Origin of the sequence: Nocardia sp. NPDC058497 (genome assembly GCF_042720195.1) — a bacterium.
GTDB lineage: Bacteria > Actinomycetota > Actinomycetes > Mycobacteriales > Mycobacteriaceae > Nocardia.
In genome coordinates, this window is record NZ_JBHXMY010000073.1 from 6829 (window position 1) to 16704 (window position 9876).

The following is a 9876-nucleotide window of genomic DNA, read 5'->3' on the forward strand; positions in this document are numbered from 1 at the left end:
ATGTGCTGTTTTGCGGCGCGCCCGAGGGCCCTGCGTGGTCACGCTTCGCTACCGCCTCCGGGCCCGCCGGGCGCGCCGTGGTAGCCAGCAGCGCGTCGAGCATCGACGGCACCACGTGCAGGGTGGTGACCCACTCGCGCGACATCAGCTCGTTCAGGTACGCCGGGTCGCGATGACCGTCGGCCGAGGCGAGCACCAGGCGGCCACCGCAGACGGCGGCCGACCAGAACTCCCAGACCGAGAGGTCGAAGGTGGCGGCGGTCTTGAGCAGCACCGCGTCGGCGGCGTCCATGCCGAACTCGATCAGCTTCCACTGGAGCTGGTTGGCGATGGCGCCGTGCGGGACAGCGACACCCTTCGGGCGGCCGGTGGAGCCGGACGTGAAGATCACGTACGCGGTGTGCTCCGGACGCAGCGGCACGGTGCGCTCCGCATCGGAAACCGGTGCGGCGCTGACCTCGTCGAGCTCGAGCTCGTCGATGCGCACCAGCGGCGCGACATCGGTGTCGAACTCGGCCTCGGCGTTGGTCAGCACGCAGACCGGTGCCGCCGTCTCGAGGATGTAGTCGGTGCGTTCGGCCGCCTGATCGGGGTCGACCGGCACGTACGCGCCACCGGACTTGGTCACCGCGTACATCGCGACGATCAGGTCCACCGAGCGGCGCAGCGCCAGCGCGACGCGGGACTCAGGGCCGACACCGAGCGAGATCAGGTGCCGCGCGAGGCGGTTCACCTTCGCGTCGAGTTCGGCGTAGGTGATCTGGGCGCCGTCGTCGGTGACCAGGGCGGTCGCCTTCGGGTCGGCGGCCACTGTCGCGTCGAGCAGCGAGACCAGCGTGGCCTCGGTGTCGACGCGGTAGGCGGTCGCGTTGCGGGCATCCAGGATCTGGGTGCGTTCGGCCGGTGCCAGCAGCTCGATGTCGCCGACCGCGGTGCGCGGGGTGGCGACGATCGCGCCGAGCAGGCGGATGAACCGCTCCACGAAGCCCTCGACCGTAGCGTGGTCGAACAGGTCGGTCGCGTAGGTGAACAGACCCGAAATGCCTTCGGGCTCACCGGCATCGCCGTAGCGGTCGGTGGCGATCAGGTGCAGGTCGAACTGCGACAGCTGCGAGTCGATGTCGAGACCGGACACCGTCAGGCCCGGCAGTTCCAGGGTGGCGCGGCTGAGGTTCTGGAACGACAGACCGACCTGGAACAGCGGGTGGCGCGCGGTGGAGCGGACCGGGTTGAGCACCTCGACCAGGCGCTCGAACGGCACGTCGGCGTTGGCGAACGCCGCGATGTCGTCCTCGCGCTGGCGGGCCAGCAGCTCGGTGAACGCCTCGCCGCCGTCGACCTTGGTGCGGAACACCAGGGTGTTGACGAACATGCCGATCATGTCGTCGAGGGCGGCCTCGCCACGACCGGCCATCGGGGTGCCGATGGCGATGTCGTCGGTGCCCGACAGGCGGGCCAGCAGCACCGCGAGGGCGGTGTGCACGACCATGAACAGCGTCGCGCCCTCGGCGCGGGCCAGTTCGACCAGCGCGCGGTGGGTGTCGGCGTCGATCTGGACGTCGACCTTGCTGCCCGCGAAGGTCTGCACGGCGGGACGCGGGCGATCGGCGGGCAGGTCGAGCTGATCGGGCAGCTCAGCCAGGGCCTGCTTCCAGTGCGCGACCTGCTTGGACGCCATCGAGTCCGGATCGTCCTCGCTGCCGAGCAGTTCGCGCTGCCAGATGCTGTAGTCCGCGTACTGCACGGCCAGCGGCGCCCAGCCGGGCTCCTGGCCGGTGGAGCGGGCCGCGTAGGCGGTCATCAGGTCGCGGGTCAGCGGGGCGACCGAGGAACCGTCACCCGAGATGTGGTGCACGACCATGGCGAGCACGAAGTCACCGGAGATGGTGCGGGCGGGCCCGAAGACCGAGCCCGGCGCCGGCGGTTCGGCATCGGTGTTCTCGGCGCGGAACAGCGCGACCTTCAGCGGCACCTCGACGGTGACGTCGAAGATGGTCGACATCAGTTCAGCGACAGCCGATTCCATCTCGTCGGCGGCCACGGTGCGCTCGATCAGTTCCGGCGCGGCCTGCGCGGGCGACAGGATCACCTGTGCCGCACCGGCTTCGGTCTGCGGGTACACCGTGCGCAGGATCTCGTGGCGCGACACCAGGTCGGTGATCGCGGCGCGCAGCGCGGCCACGTCGAGGTCGCCGGTGAGGCGGACCGCGACGGGCACGTTGTAGGCCGCCGACTGGGTGTCGAAGCGGTTGAGGAACCACATGCGCTGCTGGGCCAGGGAGAGCGGGATGTGGGCGGGGCGCGGACCGGCGGTGAGCGCCTTGCGATCACCGGTCTCGGCGTGCTGCTCGACCCGCTGGGCCAGCGCGTGGACCGTGGACGCCTCGAACAGCAGGCGCACCGGGATGCGGGTGTTCAGCGCCTCGCCGAGGCGGGCGGCGACCTGCGTCGCCAGCAGCGAGTTACCGCCCCAGGCGAAGAAGTCGTCGTCGAGGCCGAAGCGCTTGTCGGCGCCAAGGCGCAGGACCTCGGCGAAGGTGGCGGCCACGAGCTGCTCGCTCGGGCTGACCGGCGCGCGGAACACGGCCTTCTCGACCTCGGGCTCCGGCAGGGCCTTGCGGTCGAGCTTGCCGTTGGCGTTCAGCGGCAGGGCGTCGAGCTGCAGGAACACGGTCGGAACCATGTAGGACGGCAGTTCGGCGGCCAGGGCTGCGCGCAGAGCCAGCTTGTCGATACCGGCGGCCTCGGCAGCAGAACCCGCCGCCGCAACACCATCGGCCGTGACGCCGGTAGTCGCGACGGCATCGGACGTGGCGACGACGTAGGCGACCAAGCGGTCGCCGACCACCGGATCGGTGTGGGCGAGCACGGCGGCCGAGGTGATGCCAGGCTGACGCAGCAGTGCGGCCTCGATCTCGCCGAGCTCGATGCGGAAGCCGCGGATCTTCACCTGGAAGTCGGTGCGGCCGCGGTAGTCCAGTTCGCCGTCGGCGTTCCAGGCCACGAGGTCACCCGTGCGGTACATGCGCTCGCCGAGCGTGGAGAACGGGTCGGCGACGAAGCGGTCGGCGGTCAGATCCGCGCGGCCGTAGTAGCCGCGGGCCAGCTGGGCACCGGCGAGGTAGAGCTCACCGGAGACGCCGACCGGCACCGGACGCAGGCGCGAATCCAGCACGTAGACACGGCTGTTCCACTCCGGCGCACCGATCGACACCGACACCTGGTCGGCGTCGGTCACCGCGTGGCTGGTGATCGAGACCGCGGCTTCGGTCGGGCCGTACAGGTTGAACAGTTCCGCGGTGTTGGCGGTGCGGAAGCGCTGCGCGGTGGACGCGGGCAGCGCCTCACCGATGGCCAGGACCCGGCGCAGCGTGCGCGGCAGCGCCGCACCCGACTCGGTGAGCAGCGCGTCGAGCATCGACGGCACCACGTGCAGCGTGGTGACGCCGGTGGCCCGCATCAGGTCGTTGAGGTAGGCCGGGTCACGGTGACCGTCGGCGGTCGCGACCACCAGGCGGGCGCCGGCGACGGCGGCGGTCCAGAACTCCCAGACCGAGAGGTCGAAGGTGGCCGCCGTCTTCAGCAGCACCGCGTCGTCGGCGCCGATACCGAATTCGGCCGTCTCCCACAGCAACTGGTTGACGATCGCGCCGTGCGAGACCGCGACGCCCTTGGGCTTGCCGGTGGAACCGGACGTGAAGATCACGTACGCGGTGTTCGCGGGCACCAGGGCACCACGGCGCTCGGTGATCGCGGCCGCGCTGACGCCGCTCAGGTCGAGCTCGTCGAGCACGACCACTTCGGCCGCCGCCGTGCTGAATTCGGCGTTCGCCGTGGTCAGCACGACCGCGGGCGCGGCCGTCTCCAGGATGTAGTCGGTGCGCTCGGCAGGCTGATCGGGGTCGATCGGCACGTAGGCGGCACCGGTGCGGGCCACCGCGTACATCGCGATGATCAGCTCGGCGGAGCGGCGGATGGCCAGCGCCACCCGGTCCTCGGCGCCGATCCCCAGCGAGATCAGGTGCCGCGCGAGGCGGTTCACCTCGGCATCGAGTTCGGCGTAGGTGAACTCGCGACGACCGACCGCGGCGCGACCGGAAACAGTAGCGGGCCGTGCGCTCGCCAGATCCTCGGAAGTACCCGCGGCATCGGCAACCGCGGCAATCGCGTCGGCAGTACCGCCGCCGGCGACCGCGTCACCGCTGACCCGCGCGATCGCGTCGGATTCCGACTCGTCGACGACCAGGGCGATCGCGTCCGGCGTGGCTGCCACTGTCGCGTCGAGCAGCGACACCAGGGTGGCATCGGTGTCGATCGCGTGCGCGGTGTCGTTCCACGCGGTGACGATCTGCGCGGATTCCGGCCCGGTGAGCAGGTCGATGTCACCGACCGGGATGCTCGCGTCGGCGGCGACCGCGTCGAGCACGAGCAGGAAGCGGTCGGCGAAGCTCTGGACCGTCGCCTCGTCGAACAGGTCGATGGCGTAACCGAATTCGGTGACCAGCTGGGCCGGTGCGCCGTCGTCGGTGTAGCGGTCGTAGAGGGTGACGTGCAGGTCGGTCTTGGCCAGCTGCGAGTCGTAGTCGACGGCGCTGACGGTCAGGCCGGGCAGTTCGAAGGTGGTGTCGGCCAGGTTCTGGAACGACAGGCCCACCTGGAACAGCGGGTTGCGCGCGGTGGAGCGGACCGGGTTGAGCACCTCGACCAGGCGCTCGAACGGCACGTCGGCGTTGGCGAAGGCTTCCAGGTCGCGTTCGCGCACATCGGCCAGCAGCTCGGCGAACGAGGCCGCCGGGTCGATGGCGGTGCGGAACACCAGGGTGTTGACGAACATGCCGATCAGGTCGTCGAGTTCGCGCTCACCACGGCCCGCGATCGGGGTGCCGACCGCGATGTCGTCGGTGCCGGACAGGCGCGCGAGCAGCACCGCGAGTGCGGCGTGCACGACCATGAACAGCGAGGCGTTGTTCGCCCGTGCGAGGTCGTGCAGCGCGGCGTGGCGCACCGGGTCGATCTCGAAGCGGATCGCCTTGCCCTGGAACGACTGCGCGGGCGGGCGCGGCCGGTCGGCGGGCAGTTCGAGCTGATCGGGCAGGCCGGCGAGGGCCTTGCTCCAGTACGCGACCTGCTTGGCGGCGAGCGACTCCGGGTCGGTCTCGTCGCCGAGGACCTCGCGCTGCCACAGCGCGTAGTCGGCGTACTGCACCGGCAGCGGCGCCCACTGCGGCGCCTCACCCTGCACGCGGGCCACGTAGGCGGCCATGATGTCGCGGGCCAGCGGGCCCATCGACGAGCCGTCGGCGGAGACGTGGTGCACGGTGAACGCGAGCACGTGGTCGGTGTCGTTCAGCTTGAACAGCGCGACCTTGAGCGGCACCTCTTCGGTGACGTCGAAGGTGGTCATCGCGAATTCGATGACGGTGCCGAGCAGCTCGGCCTCGTCGACCTCGATGTGGTGGACGACCGCACGGCTCTGCGCGATCGGCAGGATCACCTGGTGCGGGCCGTCGGCCGAGCGCGGGTAGGTGGTGCGCAGCATCTCGTGCCGGGCGAACACGTCACCGATGGCCTGCTCGAGCGCGGGCACGTCTAGCTCGCCGGTGAGGCGAACGGCCAGCGGGATGTTGTCCACCGCGGAGGTGGAGGTGTCGAACTGGTTGAGGAACCAGTAGCGCTGCTGGGCGGGCGAGAGCGGGATGATCGCGGGCCGCTCCCCCGCCGTCAGGCGCGGACGGGTCCGGCCGGAACCGGCGTTGTGCTCGGCGCGGGCGGCGAGCGCGGACACGGTGGACGCCTCGAACAGGTCGCGGACCGAGAGCTGGGTGTCCAGGGCGGCGCCGATGCGGGCGGTGACCTGGGTGGCCAGCAGCGAGTTGCCGCCGAGTTCGAAGAAGTCGTCGTCGGCGCCGACCCGGGCCACGCCGAGCACGTCGCCGAAGGTGCCCGCCACGATCTCCTCGATCGGGGTCGCGGGCGCGCGGAACACCTTGGCCTCGAACACCGGCGCGGGCAGCGCCTTGCGGTCGAGCTTGCCGGAAGCGTTGAGCGGGAAGGCATCCAGGATCACGAACGCGGTGGGCACCATGTAGGTCGGCAGCGCACCGCCGAGTTCGGTGCGCACGGCATCGAGATCGATGCTCGCGCCGGCGGCCGGGATCAGGTAGCCGACCAGCTGGTCGCCGAGGCGCTCGTCGGAGCGGACGACCACGACCGACTGGGCGATCGACCCCAGCGCGGTGAGCGCGGACTCGATCTCGCCGAGTTCGATACGCAGACCACGCAGCTTCACCTGGAAGTCGGTGCGGCCCAGGTACTCCAGCTCGCCGTCGGCCGTCCAGGTGACGAGGTCACCGGTGCGGTACATGCGGGCGCCGTCGTCACCGAACGGGTCGGCGACGAAGCGATCGGCGGTCAGGTCCGGCCGCGCGACATAGCCGCGCGCCAGCTGCACACCGGCCAGGTACAGCTCGCCGGGCACGCCGACGGGCACCGGGTGCAGACGCGAATCCAGCACGTACACCTGGGTGTTGAACACCGGGGCGCCGATCGGCACCGAGGTGGTGTCGGCGTCGGTGACCTCGTGGAAGGTGACGTCGACGGCGGCTTCGGTGGGGCCGTACAGGTTGTGCAGGGCCGCGCCGGTGAGCGCGCGCAGACGCTGAGCGGTCGGCGCGGGCAGCGCCTCACCGGAGGCGAAGACCAGGCGCAGGCTGCTGCTGGTCTGCCTGCCGTCGGCCAGGGCGACGGCGGCGGACTCGGCCAGCTCGGCCACGAACACCGACATCATCGACGGCACGAAGTGCGCGGTGGTGACACCCTCGGCGGCGATGATCTCGGCCAGGTAGGCCGGATCGCGGTGACCGTCGGGCTTGGCGACGACCAGTCGCGCACCGATCTGCAAGGGCCAGAAGAACTCCCACACCGACACGTCGAACGTGGCCGGGGTCTTCTGCAGCACCACATCGGCGTCGGTGAGGCCGTAGGCGGCCTGCATCCACACCAGGCGGTTGACGATCGCGGCATGGCTGACCGCCACACCCTTCGGACGACCGGTCGAACCCGACGTGAAGATCACGTACGCGGTGTTCTCCGGGCGCAGCGGGGCGATCCGCTCGGCATCGGTGACCGGCGCGTCCGAGTAGCCCGACAGATCGAGGCTCTCGATGTTCAGCGCGGCGGTCGAGCCCGCGTCGAATTCGTCACGCGCGGTGGTCAATACGCAGACCGGTGCCGCGGTCTCGAGCACGTAGTGGGTGCGCTCGGCCGGGTGGTCGGGGTCCAGCGGCACATACGCGCCACCGGCCACGCTGACCGCGTACATGCCGATCACCAGGTCCAGCGAGCGGCGCATGCCGAGCGCGACCATGGTGTCCGGGCCGACGCCCTGGGCGATGAGGTGGCGGGCCAGGCGGTTCACCTGCGCGGCGAATTCGCCGTAGGACAGACTCATCCCCTCGAAGGTGAGAGCGGTCGCGTTCGGGCTGGTCAGCGCCTGTGCCTCGAACATCGACACCAGCGTCGCGGCCTCGTCGACCGGGTGCGCGGTGGCATTCCACTCGGTGACGACCTGGCGGTATTCGGCCGGGGCCAGCAGCTCGACCTCGCCGATCGCCCGATCCGGCGCGGCGACCACGGCGGTCAGCATCCGCACCATGCGCTGCGCGAGGCCGGCGATGGTGTCGGCGTCGAACATGTCGGTGGCGTAGGCGAATTCGGCGGTCATGCCGTCGGCGGAACCGTCGGCGCGGTGCCGGTCGGCCAGGTTCAGGTGCAGATCGAACTTGGCGGTCACCACGTCCAGCGGCACGCCCGCGACCTCGAGGCCGGGGAGCTCGAAGGAGGCCTCGCCGGTGTTCTGGAACGACAGCATCACCTGGAACAGCGGGTGACGTGCCTGCGAACGGGCCGGGTTGAGGATCTCGACGAGCCGCTCGAACGGCAGGTCGGCGTGGCCGAAGGCGGCCAGGTCGCTTTCCCTGGTCTGGGCGAGCAGCTCGGTGAACGTCTGGGCCGGGTCGACGGCGCTGCGCAGCACCAGCGTGTTGACGAACATGCCGATCGCGTCGTCGAGTACCGCTTCACCACGGCCCGCGACGGCGGTGCCGATGGCGATGTCGTCGTTGCCGGACAGGCGGGCCAGCAGCGCCGCGAAGGCGGCGTGCACGACCATGAAGAGGCTCGCGCCGTGTTCGCGGGCCAGCGCGTTGAGGCTCGCCGCCAGTGCCGGGTCGATCGAGAACTCGTGCACGCCACCGCGGTGGGAGGCCACGGCCGGACGCGGGCGGTCGGCGGGCAGGTCGAGCTGATCGGGCAGCCCGGCCAGGTGCTGGGACCAGTACGCGACCTGCTGGGCGATCATCGAGGACGCGTCGTCCTCGGCGCCCAGGGTCTCACGCTGCCACAGCGCGAAGTCGGCGTACTGCACCGGCAGCGGCGCCCAGCCCGGCGCCTCACCGCGCGAGCGCGCGGCGTAGGCGATCATCACGTCGCGGGCCAGCGGGCGCACCGACCAGCCGTCACCGGAGATGTGGTGCACGACGAAGACCAGCACGTGGGTGTCGGGCTGCGAGCCGTCCATCGAGCCCGCGACGCGCAGCAGCGCGGCGCGCACCGGGACCTCGGCGGTCACATCGAAACCGGCGAGCACCAGTTCGCTGATCCGGTCGCGGATCTCGTCCTCGGCGACGGTGATCGGGGTGAGCGAGATCGGCACCTGGCCCGCGGGCAGCACGACCTGCACACCCTGGCCCTCGGCGGTCTCCGGGTAGACGGTGCGCAGCACCTCGTGCCGGTCGACCACGTCGGCGACGGCCTGACGCAGGGCGTCGATGTCGAGGTCGCCGGTCAGGCGGACGGCGAGCGGGATGTTGTTGACCCCGGTCGCGCTGTCGAAGCGGTTGAGGAACCACATGCGCTGCTGGGCCAGCGAGAGCGGGATCTGCTCCGGGCGCGTTCCGGCGACGAGCTCGCGGCGGCTGCCGCTGCCCGCGTGCGATTCCACCTTGGCGGCCAGCGCGGCGACCGAGGGCGCCTCGAACAGCACGCGCACGGGGACGCGGGTGTCGAGGGCGGCGCCGAGGCGGGCGACCACCTGGGTGGCGATCAGCGAGTTGCCGCCCAGGTCGAAGAAGTCGTCGTCCAGGCCGACCGCGCGGTCACCGGACAGGCCGAGCACCTCGGCGAAGGTGGCGGCGACAATCTCCTCGATCGGCGTGCTCGGCGCGCGGAACTCGCGGGCCTCGAAGACCGGCTCGGGCAGGGCGCGGCGATCCAGCTTGCCGTTGGCGCTCAGCGGCATCGCGTCGAGGACGACGAACGCGGCCGGGACCATGTAGGACGGCAGCTGGGCGGCCAGATGCGCACGCAGCGAGTCGATTTCGGCGGTCGCGCCCGCGGAAGGCACGACGTAGCCGACGAGCTGGTCACCGGTACGGGCATCCGAGCGCACGACCACGACGGCCTGCGAGACGGTGTCGTGTGCGGTGAGCGCGGCCTCGATCTCGCCGAGCTCGATGCGCAGACCACGCAGCTTGACCTGGAAGTCGGTGCGGCCGAGGTAGGTGATGACACCGTTCTCATCGCGGCGCACCAGGTCACCGGTGCGGTACATGCGGGCACCGTCTGCACCGAACGGGTCGGCGACGAAGCGGTCGGCGGTCAGGTCGGGGCGGCCGAAGTAGCCGCGCGCCAGCTGCGCACCGGCCAGGTACAGCTCACCGGCGACCCCGGCGGCGACCGGGTGCAGACGCGAATCCAGCACGTAGGCCTGCGAGTTCCAGACCGGCGCGCCGATCGGGACGGCGCCGTCGACCTGGTCGGCGACCGGGCCGTGCGTCGCGTGGACGGTGAACTCGGTCGGGCCGTACAGGTTGAACA

General features: G+C 71.1%; 1 protein-coding gene. It reads right to left on the bottom strand.

The genetic code is table 11. The annotated features are described in order from the left end of the window. Positions 1-9876, bottom strand: a 9876-nt coding sequence (locus ACFWPJ_RS08025) for an amino acid adenylation domain-containing protein (RefSeq protein ID WP_378848657.1), incomplete at both ends; no start/stop codon positions are given.